The sequence below is a fragment of the Planktotalea sp. genome (genome assembly GCF_018607995.1).
GTDB lineage: Bacteria > Pseudomonadota > Alphaproteobacteria > Rhodobacterales > Rhodobacteraceae > Planktotalea.
This window is the reverse complement of the sequence record NZ_JABBAL010000007.1, coordinates 1-23,419: the sequence shown is the minus strand read 5'-3', so window position 1 is coordinate 23,419 and position 23,419 is coordinate 1. Positions and strand designations below refer to the sequence as shown.

Sequence of the window (23,419 nt, the reverse complement as noted above, 5' to 3'; positions counted from 1 at the left end):
TTCATTTACTCATCAGATCTGTGCAAATCTCTTGCAATGTTTGAGCCGCTTGAAGATGTGCTTTTGGCCCCATGTTCTGGCTCGCGGCGACTAGGCTTGCCATGATGCGCAGTAACTCCGCATTGTCTTGCGCAAGAGCCGTTTTATACGGAACACAAAGCACGTAAGCTGATGCTGTGCCACGGATTTTCTCGATCATCTTCGCATCGACAAACATCGGATCTTTTGGATCCTTCAGGCCGTTTTTCGGCGGCTCTGATCCTGCGAACCACACAAGGACAGTCGGCGAACCGATGTACTTTAAGAGCTGTGACATGCGCTTCAACCAGATCTTCTGAAGTTCGCAACACAGGATCTTAAAGCGTCGTCCAGAGCAATCATGCAAAGCAACCAGCATCGCTTTTATGAAATAAAATTCAATAAAATCCACCTCAGGATACATCCTCACCAGCACTTCGTTCGCTCCGATAAACCGATCATTGCGGCGCGGATGTACTTTGAAAAAATGGTTCGATTGATTAAGTGCGCTTAGCACTTGCACCACACGCAAATTGGCCTTCTTCGCCAAGCCCACAATCGCAGGATCACCCAAATAGACATCTACACCCGCGTTTATCATCCCCAAGTTCAACGATTGCGCCAGCAAATGCTTTGCCAACAAGGTCGGGAACGGTTGCGCGACGAATTTGCCAAATGTTTCGGTCGCGCCCAAAAAAGCAACATAGGGCTTATCGACGTCAATCTTCGATCCACGAAACATTAAGCGGGATCCATCATACGCGCAAACGTCACAATCCAAGCCATTCAGGCCTGCACCATCAAAACTCATGCCAATCACCTCTATTCTCACCCAATTCTGAGTTAGACGCGATTCCGCAAACAAACTGCTAATGTTAAGACTTGTGACAAACTCAACCCACCTGCCCTTGCAGACCTCCGAGTGCGCGGCTTAGTATCCCTCAAATTCCTGCAGGAGAAAGTCATGGATATCAAACGCATTGGTGTGGTCGGTGCCGGTCAGATGGGCAACGGTATCACGCATGTTCTAGCGCTTGCGGGTTATGATATTTTACTCAATGATATCAATGCAGAAGCCCTTGACGCTGCGCTTGTGCGGATTGAGAAGAATATTGAACGGCAAGTTTCAAAAGGCGCTGTGAGCGCCAACGAAAAGAAATCCGCGCTCGCGCGTATTTCAACCACCGTTGAGCTGACCGAATTAGGGCCAACAGATTTGGTAATCGAGGCAGCGACAGAGCGCGAAGATATTAAGCATCAAATTTTCGCAACTCTTTTGCCGCATCTTGCAGAGCATACAATCCTGACGTCGAACACCTCATCTATTTCAATCACTCGCCTCGCGGCTGCAACGGATCGACCTGAGCGCTTCATGGGTTTCCATTTCATGAACCCCGTGCCGCTAATGCAATTGGTCGAACTCATCCGTGGTATTGCGACAGATCAGCCGACATATGATGCCTGCCTTGGCGTGGTTGAGCGTTTGAACAAAACCGCTGCCTCTGCCGAAGATTTCCCTGCTTTCATCGTAAATCGCATCCTTATGCCGATGATCAATGAAGCGGTTTACACACTTTATGAGGGAGTCGGATCCGTCTACTCTATTGACCAATCGCTCAAGCTTGGCGCAAACCATCCGATGGGGCCTTTAGAACTGGCGGATTTCATTGGCTTGGACACGTGTCTCGCGATCATGAATGTGTTGCACGACGGGCTTGCTGATACAAAATACCGCCCCTGCCCGTTGCTTACAAAATATGTGGAAGCGGGATGGCTTGGTCGTAAAGTGAAACGTGGGTTTTACGATTATCGTGGGGACGTTCCGGTCCCGACGCGCTGATCTTCGCGGGTTACTTTTTGCCAAGCGCCATCGTGTGTTCGCGCAGCCACGCCACAAAACCGCGAGGATTGCTGGACCACTCTTTGATCTTTGCGTCTTCAAGCGGCTTGCCGACCACAGGTTTTTGAGGCTTGCCACAGGCGTGCATCACCTCATGGATCAACAGACCCTGACGCAATGTCGATGAGATCCGGTTTGCGATTTGATAGGCCCGACTGTTTTGTCCGGGGAAATAGATCGGGATCACCGTCGCGCCAGACCGTTGGATCATTTTCGCGGTGAACGGGTTCCATTGCTGTTCAATCGCGGGGCCGAACCACGTGTGAGAAGACGCGACCGCACCAGATGGGAACAGCACGATCACGCCACCGCCTGAGAGGTGATCCATCGCGCGGCGGCGCATATCAAGGCTTTGCTCGCGCGCATTCCCTTCATGCGGGAACGGCACGGGGATCATGAATTCTTCGATTTCGCTCACGCCAGTCAAAAGGGACCGCGTCAGAATGCGGTAGTCCGTACGCCGACGGCCAATAAGTTCCGCTAAAACCATCCCGTCCACCAAACCATGCGGATGGTTTGCGACAATGATAACGGGTCCTTTTTCAGGAATATTCTCGATCTGGGACGCGGGCGTGTCCAGCTCGATCCCCATATGGGTCAAGGCTTGCGACCAGAAGGCTTGACCGTCAGAGGCACCTGAGCGCTCAAAACGTCGCACAAGCCAGATCAAAGGGATTTTGCCAGTCAACCATTCCATTACGCGAATAGTTGTGGACTTCCAAGGATTTGTGAAGGTATTCGCGTAAGACAGCTTGCGCTTGTCATAGGGAATTGGATCACTTGGACCGTTTACAGGGATCGTCATAACGGCAGGTTTTTGCACTCTGTCAGCCATGGCTTAGCCCAATTCCTCATGCATGGTGATACGTCGCCATGTTTAAGGCGCTTAGCATCCCTCTCCAAAACGATCCGCAACAAGCACGTCAAGTGCCTCGACTAAAGCAGCAGCATCGGGACCGTTCGTTTGCACTTCAATACTGGTTCCTTTCGAAGCTGCCAACATCAAAAGCCCCATAATACTATCGCCAAACGCACTAACCCCGTCGAGACTGACCTCCGCAGTGGCGTCAAACCCTTCCACAACCTCAACAAACTTCGCTGATGCACGCGCATGCAGACCCTTTTCGTTTATGATCTTAAGCGTTCTCAGGTTCGTCTCTGACATAGTAAAAGTGCCTTTGAATCAGGAGTTTGAAATGTTTTGGCTGTCGATATACTTGCGCCCTGCATCCAAGGCTTCGCGCACGGCATCCGCTATTGGCATGCTGCGCGATTTCGAGAGCTTCACCAGCATCGGCAAATTTGCGCCATATAAGATGCGTCGTCCATCCTGACGACAGGCGCGCAGTGATAAATTCGAAGGAGATCCGCCAAACATATCCGTCACCATGACGACGCCAGCGCCTGTATCAACAGATTCTGCCGCAGCACAAATCTCTGTTTCTTTTAGGCTACGGTCGTGATCAGCATCTATCGCGATGCTCTTGATACCGCTCTGCATGCCGACCACGTGTTCGATCGCAGCGACGTATTCCCGCGCAAGCCCACCGTGTGCAACGATCACAATTCCAATCAAACCGTCAGCCTTACGTTCAAAAGTTGAATTTTCACCATCATTGAAGCATACCAGAAGCGCGCTGCAACTCTCGGTGCCTACATGACACTTGCCAGCCTGCAAGTGCAAGCATCTGTGACGTAGCTTCCGTTAGGGTAACAGAGCGATGACGCCCACCAGTGCAGCCAAACGCGATGGAAAAATGCGATTTTCCTTCCTCCAGATAAGCAGGTAACAGCGTGGCACAGAGATCGGCGATTTGTTGAAAAAACGCAGCATAGCGCGGATCGTCCGCGACATAGCGCGCAACGGCTTCGTCCAATCCAGAAAGCGCACGCAAGTCGGCTTCCCAATGGGGGTTTCTCAGGAAGCGGCAGTCAAACACCATATCAGCAGAGCGCGGCAAGCCACGTTTGTAGGAAAAGGATTGCAACGTGACGGAAAGTTTTTGATGGAGTTCCAAGGAAAACAGGCGCGACATCTCAGCACGTAGTTCGTGCAGGCTCAGTTCAGAGCTATCGATCAGAATGCTTGCGCAGTCTTTCACTGTGTGCAGCATTTGTTTTTCTCGTGCAATTCCACGCAAAGGATCATCAGTGCCTGCCATAGGATGTCTGCGACGGGTCTCGGAAAAGCGACGCAGCAAAACGTCATCAGAGCAGTCGGTATAGAGCACATCGAAATCGTATTCCGGCCTCTCGCTTAGATCCTCGATCGCCTCCATCAACGCGGAGGTAGAGAATTCGCGGTTACGGGTATCGAGACCGAGTGCGAGGGGTTTTTCATGCGCAGGGCCATTTAAGAGACGCGGCAGCAGCGAGAGTGGCAAGTTGTCAATTGCCTCATAACCCAAATCTTCCAGCGCATTGATCGCGGTTGAACGCCCCGCCCCCGAGGGGCCAGTGACCAAAATCAAGCGTTGTTTTTGGGATGCTGTCGGGCTGTCTTTAATCATGCGATGACGATATCACCTTTTCTTTCAAACTGGGATGCCTTTAAGGTATTGCAAAAGTACGAAGGGCAAAACCTCAATGCCGGGTTTGTGAAAAAGGCGGATGTTTTGGCCGCAGAGCTCTATGGTTTTTAGTTCTGGAAATCGTTGCTCCTCGTTCAAATCGAGATCGATAGCACAGATTATTTGGGCTTTCTCAACTGAATTGGCGTTCAAGATACCAAAACCGCGCGCTTCGATTTGCCCTTTGATCGCGTCTGGGCAACGCGCGATCAAATGCTTGTCCACACAGGAAAGTTGCGTTTGATCGTCAGCGACAAGATCACATCCCAAAGCCATAAGATGCAAGGCTAGCGTGGATTTTCCACTGCCAGATGCGCCCAAGATCAGCGCTCCATGGCCTTCCCAAGCGATTGTGGTGGCGTGCACGCAGACAGTCGTTTGCTGGGTCACGCCTTAGATCGGAAGACCGACGACAAAGCGCTCACCAAGCGGTTCTGACGTGATGTCGAGAGCAGTCATATCAGGCTGTTTGCGATTAAATGCATCCAACGCGGATTGACCGTCATTATACGTTTCGACTTCGAAGCCTACTGCTTCGAGAGTCATAGAGACCGACGTCAGGATACTCTTATCGTCGTCCACCAAAGCGATTTTGGACATGTCTGCTTCCTTTTACTGCTCAAGTAACAGTTTATTTTTTTCACCGTGGCTCGCGTGTTTCTGTGCGCAGATCAATCCCCAGAGGCGAATCAGCTCCAAATGCGTGACTCATTTGTCACCACAAAGCATTAATTTCCCTCAAGATCCGTAACTTCATTCAATCAAATTGAATCAAAGATCGCTCAAACGAAACTGTTTGCGCTAAAATCAAAATGGTTGCGCTAACAGTGTCAAAGCGTCCTGTTAACCCGCAAAATCATCATGTTACCAAGGGGTATCGCAGCATTTTGATGCGCGATCAGTCACGCGACACCACGTCGTCGGCTGCATATTCAAGATAGGCCAAATTCTTTCGGCCACAGGAGCATAATATGACTACTGGACGGGTGAACCCTTCTTTCAAGCTTGAAGATCAAGGCATCACGGAGCTTGGTTCGGTCTATTATAACTTTATGGAACCCGCTCTGATCGAAGCGGCCCTAAAAAAGGGTGAGGGCGAGCTGGGAAAGGGTGGTGCTTTCTTAGTGACCACCGGTAAATTCACTGGCCGTTCCCCTAAAGATAAACATGTGGTGAAGACGCCTGATGTTGTTGACACGATCTGGTGGGAAAACAACGCAGAGATGAGCCCTGAAGGCTTTGATGCGCTTTATGCTGATATGTTGGAGCACATGAAGGGGCGCGACTATTTCGTGCAAGACCTTGTGGGCGGTGCTGACCCTTCGCATTCTATAGACGTGCGTGTGGTAACAGAGCTTGCGTGGCACGGGTTGTTCATCCGCACGATGCTGCGCCGACCAGAGCGCGACACGCTGGACGATTTCACTGCTGATTTTACTGTGATCAACTGCCCAAGCTTCCTTGCCGACCCCAAGCGTCACAACTGCCGTTCTGAAACCGTCATCGCGATGAACTTTGAGAAAAAGTTGATCTTGATTGGCGGCACAGAATACGCAGGCGAGAATAAGAAATCTGTCTTCTCACTGCTCAACTACTTGCTGCCAGAAAAAGGCATCATGCCGATGCACTGCTCTGCCAACCACGCAAATGGTAATCCGGTCGACACGGCTGTGTTCTTTGGCCTGTCCGGCACCGGAAAAACCACGCTTTCAGCAGACCCTGCCCGCACATTGATTGGCGATGATGAACACGGCTGGTCCGATCGCGGCACGTTCAACTTTGAGGGGGGATGCTATGCGAAGACAATCAACCTTAGCAAAGAAGCGGAGCCAGAAATTTACGCGACGACCACTAAATTCGGCACGGTTATCGAGAACATGGTTTATGATCCTGAAACCAAAGAGCTGGATTTTGAGGACGACAGCCTAACAGCCAACATGCGTTGCGCTTACCCGCTGCACTACATTTCCAACGCATCTGAAAGCGCGCTTGGCGGGCACCCGAAGAACATCATCATGCTAACCTGTGATGCCTTTGGCGTTCTGCCTCCAATCTCGCGCCTCACACCTGCACAAGCGATGTACCACTTCCTCTCCGGTTTCACTTCTAAAGTGGCCGGAACAGAGCGCGGCGTGACCGAGCCGGAGCCAACTTTTTCCACCTGTTTCGGCGCACCTTTCATGCCCCGTCGCCCAGAAGTTTATGGAAACCTGCTGAAAGAGAAGATCGCACAGCACGGCGCGTCTTGCTGGTTGGTCAACACTGGTTGGACGGGGGGCGCGTATGGAACCGGCTCTCGCATGCCAATCCGTGCAACACGGGCTTTGTTGACCGCTGCGTTGGACGGGTCTTTGTCACAATCGGAGTTCCGCAAAGACCCGAACTTTGGCTTTGACGTGCCGGTCTCTGCGCCGGGTGTCGCGGAGGTTCTACTTGATCCACGTCGTACGTGGAATGATCCAGAGGCCTATGATCGCCAAGCTGCGAAGCTGGTGGGCATGTTCAGCGACAACTTCGCACAGTATGTTCCATTCATTGATGATGACGTTAAAGCGGCTGCGATCACGTAAGAGCAGGCCTTTTTCGAAACAAAGCGCCTCCGATGTTTTCGGGGGCGTTTCTTTTTTGGAATTGAAGGTTAGGTTGACTGTCATGAAATGGCTTTTCCTCATCCTTCTTTGGTTACCATTTGCGTCGCACGCCCAGGGTTTTGCTGGGCTTGGCTCGGATGCTGAGGGCTTTTCCGTGCCAAACCCTGATCACGCTTTGGTTTTTCCGCAAGATCACGGCGCGCATGAGGATTACAGGATCGAGTGGTGGTATTTGACCGCCAATCTCAAAGCTGCAAATGGCACCCTCTATGGATTGCAGTGGACTTTGTTTCGATCCGCCTTGCACCTTGGCGAAGGTGAGGCGTGGCACAGTCCGCAACTATGGATGGGCCATGCAGCTGTCACAGCGCCGGGTCAGCATTATGTCAGCGAACGGCTTGGACGCGGCGGTATTGAACAAGCAGGTGTGAAGGTTGATGAGCAGTTCGATGCCTGGATTGACGATTGGCATCTGCGCGGGAGCAACAATATGGACGAGCTAGTGATGCGCGCTGTCGGTAATGATTTCACCTATGACATGGATTTGAGCGCGCGCGGACCTTTGGTGTTGCAGGGCAACGCTGGCTATTCAGTGAAATCCGCGGCGGGGCAAGCGAGCTATTATTATTCGCAGCCGTTTTATGACATCACCGGTACGCTCTCCTTGCCCGAGGGCGATATTGCGGTCACCGGCCATGCTTGGCTTGATCGCGAGTGGTCCTCGCAGCCATTGGCCAGTGATCAAACAGGCTGGGATTGGTTTTCGCTAAGTTTTGAGAATGGCGCGCGCATGATGGGTTTTGTTTTGCGCTCTGACACCGAAGCGCCATACACCTCTGCCACTTGGATTGCGCCGGATGGAACGCCCACGCCCCTGCCCAACGGTGCGTTTACAGCGCGCGCGGTCGAGCAAACTGATGTGAAAGGGCGCAGCATTCCGACGACTTGGGCGCTGTCGCTACCTCAGCACGGTTTAGATGTGACAGTGCGTGCGTTGAACACCCAGGCTTGGATGGCGACTTCTGTACCTTATTGGGAAGGGCCAATTTCGATTGAGGGAAGCCACTCTGGCGTCGGGTATTTAGAGATGACAGGATACTAGGGGGCCCTGCCCCCGTCTGCTACGCAGCCTCCACCGAGGTATTTTAGGACCAAAGAAACGAAAGTGGAGTCGCGAGAGTGTGAGTGGCGGTTGGCGCAGTCTCGGTGTAGCAGGTTTTTATGAAGACTGATTTTCCCTACACCCGCGACCTTGTTCTGGTGGGCGGTGGCCATGCCCATGCGATCTTATTGAAGATGTGGGCGATGGCCCCTTTGGCGGGCGCGCGCCTGACATTGATCAACCCTGCGCCCAGCGCCCCATATAGTGGGATGTTGCCCGGGTTTGTGGCCGGACATTATACCAGTGAAGAGCTGTATATCGATTTAGTGCGTTTGGCGCGGGCTGCAGGCGCACGGGTTATCTTGGGCAAGGTGAGCCATGTTGATCGCGCGTTGAAACAAGTGCATGTCGCAGGGCGTCCGCCAATCGGGTACGATGTGTGCTCTGTCGATATCGGGATCACATCGGGCATGCCCGAGCTTGATGGCTTTAGCGAACACGCGGTACCGGCCAAACCTTTGGATGATTTTGCGCGCATTTGGGACGGGTTTTGCAGAGGCACTGGTGATGCCGAAGTGGCCGTCTTGGGCGCTGGCGTTGCTGGCGCGGAAGTGGCGATGGCAGCAGCACATCATCTGCAGAGTTTGGGGCGAACTGCGCAGGTAAGTTTGATTGATCGATCGCGCGCCTTAGGTCGCTTGGGTACGCAAGCGCGTAAGAAAGTGTTGGCGAGTTTAGACGCGCTGGGGGTTGATCTCATCGAGCACGCGAAAGTCTTGCGGGTCGAGTCGGATCACATTGAGATTGAAGGGCGCGCTCCCGTGCTCTCGCAGCTGACCTTGGGTGCCGCTGGTGCGCGCGCGTATGACTGGATCTCTGAACTGGGCTTAGCTGTGGAAAACGGCTACCTGCGAGTCGGTCCGACCCTGCAAAGCGAGAGCGATCCGAGTATTTTCGCAGTTGGTGATTGCGCCCATCTCAGCCATGCGCCACGCCCCAAAGCGGGTGTGTTTGCCGTTCGCGAAGCCCCTGTTTTATTTCACAATTTACGAGCTGCGCTGACGGGTGGCGCAATGAAAGAGTATCATCCGCAATCGGATTATTTAAAGCTGATCTCGCTTGGTGGAAAAAAGGCGCTGGCAGAAAAACGCGGGCTTGCTGTATCAGGCACGATGATGTGGCGTTGGAAAGACCAGATTGATCGCAAGTTCATGCGCCAGTTTGATGACCTGAAGCCGATGGTCGCTTTGGAATTGCCAAGCGAGCATGCACGAGGGTCAGAAGCCCATCGCAGTCCGATTTGCGCGGGATGTGGGTCAAAGGTGGGGCGCGGCGCGCTTACAGCGGCGTTTGATCACAACGGGGCTGCGCGCGAGGATGTCGTCGCCCTGCCCGGCGATGATGCGGCACTTTTGCAAATGGACGGTTTGCGACAGGTGCTGAGTACGGATCATTTACGTGCATTTTGCGATGATCCCGTCGTGATGACGCGTATCGCAGCGGTGCATGCGCTTGGTGATATCTGGTCCATGGGGGCCGCGCCGCAATCGGCTATGGTGAGTTTAATTTTGCCGCGTATGAGCGCGGATCTGCAAGAGCGCACGCTCGCGGAAATCATGGAAACGGCAAGTGAGGTTATGGGGGCCGCTGGCGCGCAGATTATTGGTGGGCACACGAGCATGGGTGCTGAGTTTACCATTGGATTTAGCGTGACAGGGATTGCTGATGCGGCACCGATTACGCTCAACGGCGCGCAAGCGGGTGATGTATTGATCCTGACCAAGCCCATTGGCACAGGTGTGATCCTTGCCGCAGAGATGCAAATGCGCGCGCTCGGGACCGACGTGGCGCGCGCGTTTGAGAGCATGTCTCGTCCTTTAGCACGTGATGCGGAGGCTTTGGCGGGTGCCCACGCGATGACCGATGTGACAGGCTTTGGGTTGGCTGGACATCTCGCGAATATTTGTCGTTCCTCCAGCGTCGGTGCGGAACTTGATGCGCGCGTCGTGCCGCTGCTCAGCGGAGCGCTGGAGATGAGCGAGGCAGGCGTGCAGTCAAGCCTTTATCCTGACAATCTGTCCGATGCTCTGCCCCTTATGAATGCACCAAAAACAGCGCGCGGGCGTCTTATGCTGGATCCGCAAACGGCAGGGGGATTGCTGGCGGCCTTGCCTGAAAATGCTGTTGAGAACGCGCTTAAAGATTTGCAAGATCTTGGTATTGAAGCGGTTCAAATCGGGCGGATCATTGAGGGTCCAATGCGCTTAAAACTGATCGAGTAGTTCACTGACCTGTGCGGCAAGGCGCGCGATGTCGTTGGCCTCCAGCCCATCGGTTTGCAGCGTTGCCAGAACCGCAGTTTCACGCGCCGCGCGCGAGCGGTCGTAGCCCTGATCGTAGTGGCGCTGCATCAATTCAGCAGCCAAGTCTTCAAGCTGACCGTCCTTCAGAAACGCCAACCATTGATCGACGCGTGCGTTGCTACACAGCGCGCGCAACTTGTCGAGGCGTTCGGCCATGTGGGCAGGGTTTTCAAGGACATCCGCATAATCGCGCGTGAGGAATTTGGCGCGCGCTGGCAAGCTTGCCGCAATATCAATACGGGGGGCGGCGCGCATGGATTTCCAAACGGATGCGGGGATCAAACGTTCGCCAATTTTGCTGCTTTCGGCCTCGGCCACGACAGGGCGGCTTGCATCAAGGTTTGAAAGCGCGAGAGCCAAACGGGTCTCAAACATCTTCTGGCTGGGCTGCGCACCACGCATCGCCCCTAGAAGTGAGCCACGGTGATTAGCCAAACCCTCCAGATCGAGCATTTGCGCACCCTGAGCATGAAGTTCATGTAGAATAGCGGTTTTTCCCGACCCTGTATTCCCATCAAGCAGCACAAAGCGGTGCGGCAAGGGATCTTCATAGAGCGCTTTGACGACTTGTGTTCGATAGCTGCGATAACCGCCTGCCAAAAGTTCGGTGCGCCAACCTATTTGGCTTAAGATGGAGGCGAAACTGACAGAGCGTTGTCCACCACGCCAGCAATAGACCAAAGGTTGCCAGCCGCCATCTTTCTCAGTCAGCTCATTCTCGATATGCGCGGCGGCATTGCGCGCAACTATCGCAGCCCCCAATTTGCGAGCCCGAAACGGGCTGTCTTGCACATAGATCGTGCCAATTTCGGCGCGTTCTTCATTGCTCATCACAGGCAGGTTGAGCGCACCAGGCACATGGTCCTCAGCAAATTCCACAGGTGAGCGCACATCGATTACCGTGTCAAACTGCGAGAGCGCGTCACGGCGCAGATTATCGAGCGTAAATCCCATGGCGCTGCTTATCCTGCTTTCATCTGATGCGAAAGGGCGGCAGAGTGTTCGCTGAGCAAGGGAGAGATCAAATGAAAATTGCGACTGCTGCTTATCCACTGGATTGGTTTGATAATTGGGCCGAATTTGAAGCCAAAGCTCGTACTTGGGTGATCGATGCTGCAGAGCAAGGTGCGGAACTACTGGTTTTCCCGGAATATGGCGCGATGGAGTTGAGCACGCTCGCAGGACGCAACGTGTCAATGGATTTGGAGCAAAGCCTACACGCGGTTTCTGATCGCGTTGCTCAGTCAGATGCAGTCTACACCAAGCTAGCCAACGAATTTGATGTACATATCCTCACCCCTTCCGCGCCTGTTTTTGATGGTGATATGCATCCAGACCGCCCCGTCAATCGCACGCGTTTGATTGCCCCCAATGGCAAGAGCGCGGTGCAAGACAAGCAAATTATGACAATGTTCGAACGCGATCCGTGGGACGTCGCGACAGGAAGCGCACCTTTGACAATATTTGACACCAACCTTGGAAAAATTGGCGTGTTGATTTGTTACGATAGCGAGTTCCCACTTTTGGGGCGTGCGCTTGTCGAAGCAGGTGTGGAATATCTTCTTGTGCCCTCCTGCACGGAGGCGCTTGCTGGGTATTGGCGTGTGCGTCTTGGTGCGATGTCGCGCGCACTTGAAGGGCAATGTGTGAGTGCTATGGCCTCACTGGTCGGCCATGTGGACTGGTCTACGAGCGTAACGGATACGACTGGCATGGGTGGTATTTATGCGCCGCCCGATACAGGGTTTCCCAGTGACGGCGTCCTTGCGGTAGGTGAAATCGGCAAAGCCGGTTGGACAATTGCGGATGCGCCGCGCAGTGCAATCGCACATGTACGCCGCGAGGGAGTCGTGCGAAATTGCACCCATTGGAGCGAAAAGCAGGCCCATTCCAGTGCCCTACCCGTCACATATTGCGATCTGCGTTGAATATACCTTGAAATCTTGGAAAAATACGCTCATTTAAGCGCCAATCCCGCAAGTTCGCGGATAAGGTAACAATGGAGATACCATGGCCAAGGAAGATACGCTCGAATTTCCCGCTGTCGTTAAGGAACTCCTGCCGAACGCGACATTCTTGGTCGAGCTAGAAAATGGCCATACGATCATCGCGCATACGGCGGGCAAGATGCGCAAGAACCGCATCCGTGTTCTTGCAGGTGACAAGGTTCAGGTCGAAATGACCCCTTATGACCTTTCGAAAGGTCGTATTAATTATCGTTTTAAGTAACTTGAACGCAACGACAATCAGACGAATGAAACCGGTCCTTTGGGCCGGTTTTGCTTTGAGGGAGCTATGAAACTTATTCTTGGAAGCGGCAGTCCGCGACGCCTTGAACTACTTGCGCAGATCGGTTTGACGCCAGCCGAAATCCGCGCGCCTGACATTGATGAAACCCCCATGAAAGCCGAGCAACCCCGCCCGTATTGCGCACGTATGGCTCGTGAAAAGGTCGCGGCTGTGCCGATTGGTGCGGATGAAGTTGTGCTTTGCGCCGATACTACGGTTGCTTTGGGCCGCCGGATCATGGGTAAACCGAGCGATGCGGGCCAAGCGGCAGAATTCTTGCTCGCCCTGTCGGGCCGTCGTCACCGCGTGATTACAGCGATTGCTTTAAAAAAGGGCGGCCAGATTTGGGCGCGCGATGTCGTAACAAAAGTCAAGATGAAGCGTCTCTCAGATATTGAGCTCAATTCTTATCTCGCCACTGATGATTGGCGTGGAAAAGCGGGCGGGTATGCGATCCAAGGCCCCGCTTCTGCGTTCATCCCATGGATCAGCGGCAGCTTTAGCGCTGTCGTCGGCCTGCCTTTGGCGGAAACCGCAGCCCTGTTGCAAGCAACGGGATACCCCGTATTTGGAGATTACAGATGATTGGTCGCACCATTATTCTAGACCACCTGAACGGACGCGAAGCGGCGGCGCTTGTGGTAGACGGCAAGCTCGACGATTTGCTGATCGCCACCGACGCCCCTGCCCCCGGCACGATCTATCGCGCCATTGCGGATCGCCCCGTTAAGGGCCAAGGTGGGATGTTCTTAAGAACCCCTGACGGCGCTGCGTTCCTGCGTCAGATCAAAGGAATGGCCCCAGGTGATGAGTTGTTGGTGCAAGTAACAGGCTACGCAGACGAGGGCAAAGCAATCCCCGTTCAGAACCGCGTTCTCTTCAAGTCGCGCTATGTGATCGTCACCCCCAATGCCCCTGGCATTAATGTGTCTCGTTCAATCCGCGATGATGAGCGGCGTGAAGAAATCTTGGCTGTCGTGCATGATACCGTTGAAAACATGCCACATGGCATCATCATACGCTCGTCCTGCGAACATGCCGACGCAGAGGATATCGCTGACGATCTTCTCTCAATGCTTGGTTTGGCGGATCAGGTTCTGAACGACGATGGCACAGGCGGCGAAAAGCTGGTTGAGGGGGATAAACCCCACCTGCTCGCATGGCGTGATTGGGTAGAGCCGGCGGAGATCGTGACAGACGATGGTGGCTTTGAAACTCACGCGGTGCTGGACGCGATCGACGCACTGGAAAGCCCTCGTTTCGAATTGGGCGCCGGCGCGTTTGCCTATGTGGAACCAACCCGCGCCTTGGTCGCCGTAGACGTGAACACGGGCAAAGACACTTCGATGACGGCTGGAACGAAAGCTAATTTTGCTCTTGCCAAAGGCTTGCCGCGTGAATTGCGCTTGCGGGGCCTTGGTGGTCAGATTGTATTGGACCTTGCGCCAATGCCGAAGAAAGACCGACGCGGATTTGAAAGCGCGCTGAAAACCGCGCTGCGAAATGACAGCATAGAAACTGTCTTTGTTGGCTGGACCCCGCTTGGCCATGTTGAGCTACAACGCAAACGCGCGCGCCTCCCCGTCACGGAGTTGCTGAAATGAGCTGTCCTATTTGCGACAAAGCGATGGATGCCGCGTATAAGCCCTTCTGTTCCAAGCGCTGCGCAGATGTAGACTTGGCGAAATGGCTCAGCGGATCTTACGCGTTGGCCTCCAATGATCCCGACGATGCGGAGGCCTTGTTCGATGCAATGGTTCAAGCTGTGCAAAGTGGCGAAAACAGTTCGGACGAAAAACTGCATTGAATGGTCTGTTAGCTCTGGACACGCCCCGCCAGCCATCCTAGAACGCGCGCACCCCGACAGTAAATGTCACCCGTGCCCGGGTAGCTCAGGGGTAGAGCAGTGGATTGAAAATCCTCGTGTCGGTGGTTCGATTCCGCCCCTGGGCACCATTTATATATTAAAATCAATAAGTTACGTTCTGGTTGATTTCACAAAACTCGCCAGCAATACTTAGACACAGTTAGACACTGGATCTAAGGCATTCGCTTGGTTGAAGAATCCCAAAACAGCAAGAAGACGATCAAGCATCTGCGGCGTGGTCTGAGTATCTATAAGACTGGCAGGTCACCTTTCTGGCACGCTCGTATCTATGATGCTGTGAAGAAGAAGTATGTTGTTCGCAGCACCAAAGAGACGAACAGGATCGAGGCTGCAGAAGTCGCTGAAGAGATCGTCGAGACCTACAAGAAGAAGCAGAACTCAGCGCACGCTGTCAGTAAGGACAGATCTTTTGAGCACTACGCCAAGATGCTCAGCGAGATCACAAAGCAGAAGGCACGCTCCTCTCGCAATAAGTATGCGTTTTCTGATCAATCAAAAATCTTGTTTCGTGAGAAGGATGGATTGGTCAGTTACTTCGGCAAACATGATGTCGGGAAGATCACATCTGGAATGGTGCGAGATTATCTGCTGTTTCTTGATAAGCGGAGAGACAAGCCACTAGCGATGTCTACAAAGTCAAAGCAGTGCGGCGTCATTCGTCAGGTGCTAATGCTAGCTCTCGAAGACGGTGTGATTGATATCATTCCACCGATGCCTAAACAGCGCACCGTTGATAAGCCGCGTGTGAGCTTCTCAGACGCTGAGTATGGTCTGTTGCTAGAGGAAGCACGGCAGATAGCCGATGATGGCGAGACGAGCGTCAGGGGCGTCCCTGTGACACGAGAGCATTACAACGTCATCGTCTTTGCTGTGCACTCATTCCTGCGCCCAACTGAGACAGAACTGTTCGGTATCCGCTATTGCGATATTGAAGTGATGGACGAGGAACCACGGCACTTGCTGATGACGCTGACAGGCAAGACTGGGTATCGCAAGTCAGCTACGATGCAAGCCGCAGCAGACATCTTTGAGAAGCAGCGAGAGATGCATGTAGCTGCGAAGCCAACTGACTATGTGTTTATGCCCGAGTACTCAAACAGAACAACTGCTGTGAACACGTACAGACGCATCTTTAATCATTTCTTAAAAGAAACAGGGCTGAAGAAAGACAAGGACGGCAACGACAGATCGCCTTACTCTCTTCGTCACTATGCTTTGCAAACACGGCTCGTGAAGTCTGATGGCAAAGTGAACATCTACTGGCTTGCTGAGAATGCTGGCACGAGTGTTGATCAGCTTGAACGCTTCTATCTCAAGAACCTTGCGCCAAGTTCAGCGAAGGTCAGGAACATTCAGAGCTTTGGCGATGCTTGACGTATAAATACTTTACAGAAGCAGGGAGTATTTAGGTGGTCAGCGCATACGAACGTCACAAAGCAAGTAGACACGAAGATCATCGCCGTCTTTTGCTGGCGATGGCATCAGAGACGCGCATAAATGAAGAGCACGTGTCGGGCTATCACGTAAGGCAACGTGTGCAAAATGCACTGACGCACACAGGCAACTCAGCTCTTTGGCGCAAGATCAAGGAATGCTCACGTTCATCACGGTGTCAGTCACTCTGGTGTGGGCATTGTCGGAACTCTGCAGCAAAGGCTGTGGAGGCGCAGATACGCAAACGACTGATTGATGAAGAGGCAATGTTTGATAGCGCATCTCTTGATAGGTCGTCGTCTGAGTTCAATGATCATATGAACTCAAAGCATCTTCACGCGAGTGGCTATGTTGGCGTGTTTTCACTGGATCAAGCAGCTGTTCTGGCTGGTCTGGAGTTTGATCGCAAACGCTGGAAGAAGCTGAAAGAGCGCAAGACGGACAGGGCTTTCTGGATTGCTGGCAACTATGAGATGGAGTTGGTGAACTATCGCTTTCTTGTCTCGTCACACAATGCTGAGAGTGTGAAGAAGCAAAAGCAGATTGGGCAACTGTTGTCTTACTCTCATGATATGGGCTGGATCTCTCAAGGCGACAATGTGGGGGTTTTATTGCATTGGCACGCTGTGACGAATGCAACAGAAGACGATCTGGTAGATGTTCTTGGGGATGCTTACTGGATCAATAATGAACGTTTGTTCAAGACAAGTGCTCCTGGCGTGTATGTTCAAAATCTACATCAGGATAAGTTGTTTGATGTGAACATAAGCAAGATGGCGAGTTATGCTGTCAAATCTGCGACCCGATACAAACATTCATTTATTGGCAGTGATGTTGGCAATGAACTTATGCTGCAATCTGAACTGGCTGGACTGATTGGTCTTTATGATCAGATACAGAAGCGTAACTGGCGAGCATTGATGTTTACGCATACTGTAGGCAGTGGGCAGAAGACTGTCTTATCTAATAAAGAAACACACAGCTCTAACTGAGACTGGCTGATTTGCAGCATATTTGCGCGTATTTTGCTTAATCACTACATTATGTAGCGCTCATCTTAAGGTGACTACGAGGTGGATCGTTTTGTGACGGTTTCGGGCAGTCGCACATCGCACTCTTATAAATAAGGCTGAGTTACATCTTATCAGGAAGAGGAATGATCAATGTCAGCAAAAAAGGTGCTCGTGAACTACAGGATCGCTGAAAACGTCAAAGCAGAGTTTGAACGCTTGTGTCGTGCAATGCAGGTATCAATGACAACGCAGGTTAATCTGATGATGCGAGAGTTCATTGCAAAGCAGAAAGCGGAGGGTGAGCAATGATGCTTGAACATATTATTCCAAGATCAAAGGCTGATCTCGTGCGCGTCATTCAAAAGATGCGGATCAGCAAGATTGAGATTGTTGATGGCTATGTCGCAGCAAACGAGCGTGAACTCGTGAAAGCAGCAAAAGATATGTCAGCAGGCTCAGGTGATGTCACAATCATTCTGGTGCGGTCGTGAAGCCGTTTCAATCATTCCAGGTGGAATTAGGCGAGAGGGTTGTGCGCACTGGGGCGGTGGCTGCGTATGGGATAAAGTCACGGCGTGAGGGCAATGCAACAGTTCAGTCATATAGACGAGGGCAACAGGCTTTGCGCAAAGGTGGCAGTGACGTTGATATCGAAGGGCGCATCAAGCGCATTGAGCAGGCGCTGGATCACTTGTTCGATGGTCTTGTGAAGCAGCGCGCACAGATTGGCTCAGGTGTCGCAGTAGATGTTGCGGGGCATACGCTGACGGCAAAGGCACGTGGCAGGCGTTGAATAGCGTTTCCAGATGGAAACGCATATCAAGTTAGAGTATAGCTCTCTAGGCTGAAATCCCTATGGTGGAATTTGTAGCAACAAGGGTAGTTTGGTAGGGGTAGCCCTCTCTCGTTCCAAGTTAGTACTGTGGCATTAAACTTATCATGCCCTTCTAGGCTACTACCCCCCAGAGAAGTCTTAGCTTAGATTTATCCATGTAGTAGCTACTGACCTTTTGGCTCAGTCTTGATCCCGTAGGTAGTTTCTAAGTATTTCGCAATCCATTCCGAGGAAGTACTCTAATCGTACCTTAGTCGCGGTGGTGTAGTTCGAATATAGGCATTTATATTGAACCATGTTGTAAGCCACTAAAGCCACGATCACGACGACGACCATAATTGTACTTATCACTATCGTCTTCATTCTCACGTATCCCTGTCTGGTAAGCGTTATCGTAAGCTTAATTACACCAACTGATCACGCGTTTTTAGTGGGAGGTCAAATGATGTTTTATCAGCTGCCTTCTCGTTTCTAATTAAGGCTGTCACAAAAGAGTGTAGGTCATTGTGACAAGTGTACGTGTGACACTTCTTTCAAGAAAACAGGCGATTTTAGTTGTGGCTTTTTGAGGTCCAGTTATCTCTAGATTCAAATGTTACACTTTGAGGAGTGCTAGAGATGAAAATTGGTTATCGCAGAGTCAGCAGTGAAAGTCAGAACTTGGACAGACAAGATCTGGATTGTGATAAAATCTTCGAAGAAAAAGTCTCTGGTGCAAAGCGTGACAGAGCAGCACTTGCTGAGATGATCGAGTTCGCTCGTGAAGGTGATGAAGTCATCGTCTGGAGCATAGATCGTCTGGCTCGTGACTTGCGTGATCTACAGGACATCATCAGCACTCTGAACGACAAAGGCGTCAGCATTTCATTTCTAAAAGAGAAACTCACTTTCTCAGGTGATAGCGACGATGCGTTCGCTCGTCTGCAACTTCAGATGATGGGAGCGTTTGCTGAGTTCGAACGTAACATCATCAGATCGAGACAAGCAGAAGGCATCGCTCGTGCAAAGGCTCGTGGGGTCTATAAGGGTCGCAAGAAAACTACTGATGAAAATCGTCTTCGTAAAATGAAGGATGAGGGTCATTCTGTGACAGAGATTGCAGAGCAGATGGGTATCAGTCGGATGACAGTCTATAGAAATCTGTGATAGCTCGGACAACGTTGGCGGCTCATTGCGCGATGTTCAGGCTCTCGCAGGGCACTCGTCGCTCGCCGTTACTCAGCGTTACATTGATGGCAGTGAAGATGCGCGGGCGAAGGTTGTGGATTTGGTGTGAATTAGTATGGTGGCTAGATTACTGACTCACTACCTTTCGCTTCGAAATAGAGTAACTAAATGGGCGTTTTCATGAACTTTTTTGACACTGATGCGATTAGACTACTTTCTTGGTCCACTGTTGAAGCGTTTCGCGCACGTTTCAAAAAATCAAAACATTTTATAAATATTCTTCTGCTCACTACCATTACTGCATTTTTCATGAGTTCTTCAAATGTAAAAGCGCAAACGCCCGCTCAATGCTTTCAGAATCCTTCTTTATGTCAAAAGTCACCCTCGACGAAAACTAGAACTCAAACTCAAACTCAAACTCAAACTAAAAAATCAAGGACAAAAAAAGAAGACTTTATCGGACGGGAATTCAGAAAGTTTAATGCAGAAGGGCGAATACAGATACAAAAAACGCTTGCTGATGAGGGGCTTTATACTTCTTCGATTGATGGGTTGTACGGAAGTGGCACGAGAAGATCAATTAAAGCGTATCTTGATAAAGCTGGAATAAATTCGTCATCATCTGAAGCAATTTCTGTGGCGCTTAATAAGCTAGTAACCTTCAAAGAAGAAGATGAGCAGTTTGCGTCAAAGATAAACGAAAACGAAGCAATCTCCAATAAATTAGAAACAGAAAATTTCATTGCAGATCTTGAAGCGTATGTAAATTCTGGAGATAGTAATTTTGGTTTAAACTTTGCCATCGAGTTTGCAAAAATTAGCGACATTAAAAAGGGGCGGTGGAACTCTTCACTTGAGGAGGCATTTAACAAATTTAAAGTGTACGTTTCATCTGAGGTAGGGTTTATAGCTTTCCACAAAATGAAAATTGAGGAACGTCAACAAGCGTACCAAGATGAATTGTCAAAAACCAAAAAAGACCTTTTTGAATTGATTGCGCTTACGCGGACTTGGGCAAAGTCAAATTTGTTCGACGAACGAACTGCAGACGTAATCAAGCTAATTGCCACTGCTGAAGCGGTTGAGAAAGACGACAACTTGTCGGTAGTCGAAGAAGTTTTGGCTGCAGTTGCTGAAATGAATGAGAAAATAGGGATCATAAAACCCACTTCAAAGGACATTGATTTAGAATCTCCCTATCTTGCTGATGCATTATACTTGTTCGGTAACTTTTCTGGGAACGCACCTCACCTTTTTAAGGGTTTAAGCGGACAACCCCAGCTTTCAGAAGGTATGGTGAACATCTGTGTCATTGGTGATTGGGATAAATGGCAACGCTATACTGTGCTTGACTACGTGGCGGAAGAATTAAGACCGGACAACTATTTCATATATGAGCAGGCATGCCAAAATAGCGGGGACATCCTCGCTATAACAGGTCTACGCTTAATCGAGGGGCGTACACCATTAGCGTTTTCAAGTGGCTATGAGCAACTAAGGGAGGTTTCTCGGTCTGATGCAATGGCTGTTAAGGCAAAATTTTCACTGATGTCAGAAATCTACGAAGATAGCATTTTGAGCGGTGAAAAGTCTGGCTATGGAGTGCTATCTTTTGACAATTCTATAAGTGCTATGTGCTTATTGGTACCTGAGGAAAATGCTGATCACATTGATGCGTTACGAGGAAACTTTGATTTAGCAACCCTGTTCGAGGAAAGTCTGCAAAGCGTTCAGTTCGATGAAAACATCATTGATGCATTTCGCCAAATACAAAGAGATAGATGTGGGTATATCTATGCTGTTTCTCAGGATCTCGCACAGCTTATAGATGCAGCAAAAAACAATAACCTTGAATATACCGTACTACCCGTATGGGTAACTGACAAAGTCTTGTTAGAAATAGCAGAAAAGCGCACACAGATCGCCAAAATACAGTTATCGGAGCAAGAGGCACGTGAACAAAAAAAGTTGTTGAATGAACAAGCGCGTAAAGCAGCAATGGCTAAGGCGTTGGTAAGACAGGCGGCGTTGCGTAACAAGTACGATATTAGGTATACTGCGATACTGGATCAACTAGCTATTATGACTAAAACCGCTATTGATTTTGGATTCGCATATTCGCCTTTGGACGCCAACTATACTCGGCAATACCTTGGTCTCGATATCATTGACTCAGAAACTGAAAATAGTAGTCCGTTCGACCCTATCATTGAGGATATACAGGAGCTTGCGTTGGAAAAATGGGAGCAAACAGGGTTGACGTTTGAGAAAATTGACTATGGCTCAGTAAACTACAATGGGCGCATTTTGGAAGGTGCCGTGGTTGAAATTAAGTTAACTATTAAGAACCGGGTAATTGGTGAATTTGAAACGTATTGCCGAAATATCAGAGCCATAAAAGATGATGATTTTGATATGTGGCGAAAAATAAAAATTGAGAATTGTCAGACAAATAATGATGAATGGAAGCTAGCCAATGATTTCGAAAGCCGCTGGATTGTATCAAGTGAGAAATAAAATACTACATAAATTTAAACAACCTATTTTGATATTGGCTTTGTTGCTTAACTCAACTGCTCTCCAAGCAGAGACATAAACCTGTAAATTTAATGATCCTTGGACTAAATATAATATCAGCTTTTTAGAAATGGATACTACGCGAATGACAGCCAGATTTGGGACAAGTGAAAAATGGCTTAAGCTTTACAAATTGAACGCTAAAAAAGCTGGAGTAGGAACGATGTATTTTTTGAAACATGATCCTAAGTTTACATATCCCAAATGGTCTAATTCTTTAAAATTTAAATTCCGAGTTAAAAACAAAGGAGGTTATGATTTTTGGTACAAGAGATCATCTAGTAGTAGTTATTGGTATACTTGGGATGTGACTTGCAAGATCAACTAGCTTGAAGAATTTTTGGAACAATCCACAAAGCTCAATTCGCGATCTGAATTCACTAGTGTTGCTTGTAATTATGGTTGTGATGCAAGAATTTACGTAATGATTTTACGGATATTATAGACGCAAAAAAATTTGCAGGTATATTTACCAATGATAGCGTGAGCTTTGGTTACACTAAAAATACACCTAAGGACCTCCTAGCCGTTGAAAGAATTAAAAATAACGTATTAATTTTCAATTCGCATAAATACTCGTATTTCTGGGGTTAAAATTATTTGAAGATATCCGGATAAATTCTTTTAGCTTTTGGAATATCGGAACAACATACCGCAAAAATTACTACTTTGGATGTTGAAATAGAAAGTGTTGCATTTCTTCCCTCAGAAAGGACTACGTTTCCTCGCCCCAAACCCTTGCAGTCTGCTTTAGCTGTCTTATTCTTCATATTGATATTATTAATATCACATACTACTTGCAGTTGTTCGTTATGGAGAGCTGCTTTTGTCTTACCTGCCTTTGTATTAATAGAAATTAAAGATTTGAGTAGACTTACAGATCCTGTTTTTACATCTTTAAGGGCTACCGCCGATATGAGCGTATAAAAATTACTTTTGTTACGCCAATGTTTCGTTGGCTTGCGGTCCGAGAAAATTGGACCGACTTCCATACATTTCTTGATCGTGCCTGATGGGAATCCCTTTAACTCTTTCTTTATAGAATTTTGAAGTGCTCTTTGAGTATCCTTTTGAGACCCATTGCTGTTATTCCACCAATACACAGTTGGACAAGCTCGATGTATCGAGCCCCAAATTTTGAAATCATCAGGTCTCTGTCGGAAATGATCTCTTAATTTACGTGCATCTTTGCGCGCCAGCTTTCTGAATTCGTCTTGCAAAAACTCTGAAGCGCCTGCGTAATCCGCAAGCTTTGTACTTTGAGCACTTACTGGTCCGTTAGAGAAGACGACCAGCATAACTGCCGCTATCTTGCAGAAATTTGCCTTATTCATATTTTCAGCCAATCTTTCCAGAGTTTAATATCGACTGCTGTTATTTTATCTAAATTTTTACACCGAGTAAATCTACGAAGCCCGCTTCAGGCAGAGATCGCACGGTGAACAACTATTGAGCAATCAATATCTGTGTAGATATTGTTCTCTGGCAAGGAGTTGAGTCTCCTTGCTAGTGGGTCTGTATGATCAATCAACAGGTTAGTATATTTTTGTCAAATTGAACCTAGACACAAAAATAGACACAGATACGCAAGTTATTGATTTTAAATATTGTCCGTGTATTGAAAATCCTCGTGTCGGTGGTTCGATTCCGCCCCTGGGCACCATTTTTACAA

Annotated in this window: 24 protein-coding genes, 1 tRNA gene and 1 pseudogene; 17 read left to right on the top strand and 9 right to left on the bottom strand. The window is 49.8% G+C overall.

Annotation, left to right across the window (positions count from 1 at the left end):
* Window position 1: 1 nt before the first annotated feature.
* Window positions 2–829, bottom strand: a complete 828-nt coding sequence (locus QZ280_RS02470; protein ID WP_293440739.1) for a DUF6473 family protein — start codon at window positions 827–829, stop codon at window positions 2–4.
* A gap of 153 nt (window positions 830–982) precedes the next feature.
* On the opposite strand from QZ280_RS02470, the gene QZ280_RS02465 reads away from it, so the two are divergent.
* The gene (locus tag QZ280_RS02465) at window positions 983–1,858 is read left to right on the top strand and encodes a 3-hydroxybutyryl-CoA dehydrogenase (RefSeq protein WP_293440737.1); all 876 of its coding nucleotides are present in this window, start codon (window positions 983–985) and stop codon (window positions 1,856–1,858) included.
* Between the two features lie 10 nt (window positions 1,859–1,868).
* Here QZ280_RS02465 and QZ280_RS02460 read toward each other — a convergent pair whose 3' ends face one another.
* From QZ280_RS02460 to QZ280_RS02435, 6 genes and pseudogenes are all read right to left on the bottom strand, one after another.
* Window positions 1,869–2,723 (bottom strand): lysophospholipid acyltransferase family protein, encoded by an 855-nt coding sequence (locus QZ280_RS02460; protein ID WP_293440754.1) that lies wholly within the window; start codon window positions 2,721–2,723, stop codon window positions 1,869–1,871.
* Between the two features lie 81 nt (window positions 2,724–2,804).
* On the bottom strand, window positions 2,805–3,083 hold the full coding sequence (locus tag QZ280_RS02455; protein WP_293440735.1) for an HPr family phosphocarrier protein: 279 nt from the start codon (window positions 3,081–3,083) through the stop codon (window positions 2,805–2,807).
* Between the two features lie 18 nt (window positions 3,084–3,101).
* A complete protein-coding gene (locus tag QZ280_RS02450; RefSeq protein ID WP_293440733.1) occupies window positions 3,102–3,494 on the bottom strand; it encodes a PTS fructose transporter subunit IIA in 393 nt (130 codons plus the stop codon).
* 37 nt (window positions 3,495–3,531) lie between these two features.
* The gene (gene rapZ / locus QZ280_RS02445; protein ID WP_293440732.1) at window positions 3,532–4,428 is read right to left on the bottom strand and encodes an RNase adapter RapZ; all 897 of its coding nucleotides are present in this window, start codon (window positions 4,426–4,428) and stop codon (window positions 3,532–3,534) included.
* 24 nt (window positions 4,429–4,452) lie between these two features.
* The gene (locus QZ280_RS02440; RefSeq protein WP_293440731.1) at window positions 4,453–4,854 is read right to left on the bottom strand and encodes an HPr kinase/phosphatase C-terminal domain-containing protein; all 402 of its coding nucleotides are present in this window, start codon (window positions 4,852–4,854) and stop codon (window positions 4,453–4,455) included.
* Between the two features lie 75 nt (window positions 4,855–4,929).
* Window positions 4,930–5,088, bottom strand: a pseudogene (locus tag QZ280_RS02435) (response regulator); the annotation flags it as partial.
* Between the two features lie 371 nt (window positions 5,089–5,459).
* On the opposite strand from QZ280_RS02435, the gene QZ280_RS02430 reads away from it, so the two are divergent.
* The 3 genes from QZ280_RS02430 (at window position 5,460) to selD (ending at window position 10,463) form a co-directional block, all read left to right on the top strand.
* Window positions 5,460–7,058 carry a phosphoenolpyruvate carboxykinase gene (locus QZ280_RS02430; RefSeq protein WP_293440730.1) on the top strand — a complete coding sequence of 533 codons (1,599 nt, stop codon included), beginning with the start codon at window positions 5,460–5,462 and terminating at the stop codon, window positions 7,056–7,058.
* Between the two features lie 82 nt (window positions 7,059–7,140).
* Complete coding sequence (locus tag QZ280_RS02425) at window positions 7,141–8,181, top strand: lipocalin-like domain-containing protein (RefSeq protein WP_293440728.1); 1,041 nt, start codon at window positions 7,141–7,143, stop codon at window positions 8,179–8,181.
* Window positions 8,182–8,300: 119 nt separating this feature from the next.
* A complete protein-coding gene (gene selD, locus QZ280_RS02420; RefSeq protein ID WP_293440727.1) occupies window positions 8,301–10,463 on the top strand; it encodes a selenide, water dikinase SelD in 2,163 nt (720 codons plus the stop codon).
* Here the strand turns inward: selD and mnmH are convergent.
* Window positions 10,446–11,498, bottom strand: coding sequence for a tRNA 2-selenouridine(34) synthase MnmH (gene mnmH / locus QZ280_RS02415; protein ID WP_293440726.1), 1,053 nt, complete (start codon window positions 11,496–11,498; stop codon window positions 10,446–10,448). The genes selD and mnmH overlap by 18 nt on opposite strands.
* Before the next feature lie 71 nt (window positions 11,499–11,569).
* Between mnmH and QZ280_RS02410 the strand changes: the two genes are divergently transcribed.
* The 13 genes from QZ280_RS02410 (at window position 11,570) to QZ280_RS02350 (ending at window position 21,687) form a co-directional block, all read left to right on the top strand.
* Window positions 11,570–12,472 carry a carbon-nitrogen hydrolase family protein gene (locus QZ280_RS02410; RefSeq protein ID WP_293440725.1) on the top strand — a complete coding sequence of 301 codons (903 nt, stop codon included), beginning with the start codon at window positions 11,570–11,572 and terminating at the stop codon, window positions 12,470–12,472.
* 82 nt (window positions 12,473–12,554) lie between these two features.
* Window positions 12,555–12,773 (top strand): translation initiation factor IF-1, encoded by a 219-nt coding sequence (gene infA / locus QZ280_RS02405; protein WP_293440723.1) that lies wholly within the window; start codon window positions 12,555–12,557, stop codon window positions 12,771–12,773.
* A 66-nt stretch (window positions 12,774–12,839) separates the two neighbouring features.
* Entirely contained in the window at window positions 12,840–13,418 is a 579-nt protein-coding gene (locus tag QZ280_RS02400; protein ID WP_293440722.1) for a nucleoside triphosphate pyrophosphatase, read from the top strand.
* The gene (locus tag QZ280_RS02395; protein WP_293440721.1) at window positions 13,415–14,437 is read left to right on the top strand and encodes a ribonuclease E/G; all 1,023 of its coding nucleotides are present in this window, start codon (window positions 13,415–13,417) and stop codon (window positions 14,435–14,437) included. The genes QZ280_RS02400 and QZ280_RS02395 overlap by 4 nt, the downstream gene beginning before the upstream one ends.
* On the top strand, window positions 14,434–14,640 hold the full coding sequence (yacG, locus tag QZ280_RS02390) for a DNA gyrase inhibitor YacG (RefSeq protein ID WP_293440720.1): 207 nt from the start codon (window positions 14,434–14,436) through the stop codon (window positions 14,638–14,640). Before QZ280_RS02395 ends, yacG begins: the two co-directional genes overlap by 4 nt.
* Window positions 14,641–14,714: 74 nt before the next feature.
* Window positions 14,715–14,789: transfer RNA gene (locus QZ280_RS02385), tRNA-Phe, on the top strand.
* 97 nt (window positions 14,790–14,886) lie between these two features.
* Complete coding sequence (locus QZ280_RS02380; RefSeq protein ID WP_293440719.1) at window positions 14,887–16,095, top strand: integrase; 1,209 nt, start codon at window positions 14,887–14,889, stop codon at window positions 16,093–16,095.
* Window positions 16,096–16,229: 134 nt separating this feature from the next.
* On the top strand, window positions 16,230–17,147 hold the full coding sequence (locus tag QZ280_RS02375; protein WP_293440718.1) for a hypothetical protein: 918 nt from the start codon (window positions 16,230–16,232) through the stop codon (window positions 17,145–17,147).
* Between the two features lie 171 nt (window positions 17,148–17,318).
* Window positions 17,319–17,477, top strand: a complete 159-nt coding sequence (locus QZ280_RS02370) for a hypothetical protein (RefSeq protein WP_293440717.1) — start codon at window positions 17,319–17,321, stop codon at window positions 17,475–17,477.
* The gene (locus QZ280_RS02365) at window positions 17,474–17,659 is read left to right on the top strand and encodes a hypothetical protein (RefSeq protein WP_293440716.1); all 186 of its coding nucleotides are present in this window, start codon (window positions 17,474–17,476) and stop codon (window positions 17,657–17,659) included. The genes QZ280_RS02370 and QZ280_RS02365 overlap by 4 nt, the downstream gene beginning before the upstream one ends.
* A 41-nt stretch (window positions 17,660–17,700) precedes the next feature.
* Window positions 17,701–17,961: a hypothetical protein gene (locus QZ280_RS02360; protein WP_293440715.1), complete on the top strand. Its 261-nt coding sequence runs from the start codon at window positions 17,701–17,703 to the stop codon at window positions 17,959–17,961.
* A gap of 651 nt (window positions 17,962–18,612) precedes the next feature.
* On the top strand, window positions 18,613–19,149 hold the full coding sequence (locus QZ280_RS02355; RefSeq protein ID WP_293440714.1) for a recombinase family protein: 537 nt from the start codon (window positions 18,613–18,615) through the stop codon (window positions 19,147–19,149).
* Between the two features lie 201 nt (window positions 19,150–19,350).
* Complete coding sequence (locus tag QZ280_RS02350) at window positions 19,351–21,687, top strand: peptidoglycan-binding domain-containing protein (RefSeq protein WP_293440713.1); 2,337 nt, start codon at window positions 19,351–19,353, stop codon at window positions 21,685–21,687.
* 656 nt (window positions 21,688–22,343) lie between these two features.
* On the opposite strand, the gene QZ280_RS02345 is transcribed toward QZ280_RS02350, so the two are convergent.
* Window positions 22,344–23,081 carry a hypothetical protein gene (locus QZ280_RS02345; RefSeq protein ID WP_293440712.1) on the bottom strand — a complete coding sequence of 246 codons (738 nt, stop codon included), beginning with the start codon at window positions 23,079–23,081 and terminating at the stop codon, window positions 22,344–22,346.
* Window positions 23,082–23,419: the final 338 nt, after the last annotated feature.